Origin of the sequence: Stenotrophomonas sp. SrG (assembly GCF_050031795.1) — a bacterium.
GTDB classification, from domain to species: Bacteria; Pseudomonadota; Gammaproteobacteria; order Xanthomonadales; family Xanthomonadaceae; genus Stenotrophomonas; species Stenotrophomonas rhizophila_A.
This window is the reverse complement of record NZ_JBNBBE010000401.1, coordinates 1-260: the sequence shown is the minus strand read 5'-3', so window position 1 is coordinate 260 and position 260 is coordinate 1. Positions and strand designations below refer to the sequence as shown.

Below are 260 nucleotides of genomic sequence, written 5' to 3'. Positions count from 1 at the left end.
CGGCATGCCGCCGGGGCCCACGTTTTGCGCAGCAAAACGTGGGCAAGCGCTGCAGGCGTTGCGAATACCCCGGAATGCTGCACCCATGCTGCGCAGCATGAAGAACGCCACCAAATGACCACAGGAGGTTGCACCGCCTGCTGCGCTGCGCCATGCTTCGCCCTTACGCTGACGAGTGATTGCTTCATGGCCGCGAACCGCATCATCAAGAAGTATCCCAACCGCCGTCTCTACGACACCGAGATTTCCAGTTACATCAC

The 260-nt window shown here is 60.0% G+C and carries 1 protein-coding gene; it reads left to right on the top strand.

The annotated features are described in order from the left end of the window. Positions 1 to 186: 186 nt before the first annotated feature. A partial coding sequence (locus tag ACQG3P_RS20250; protein ID WP_426806043.1) for a polyhydroxyalkanoate synthesis regulator DNA-binding domain-containing protein occupies positions 187 to 260 on the top strand: 74 nt, incomplete at its 3' end.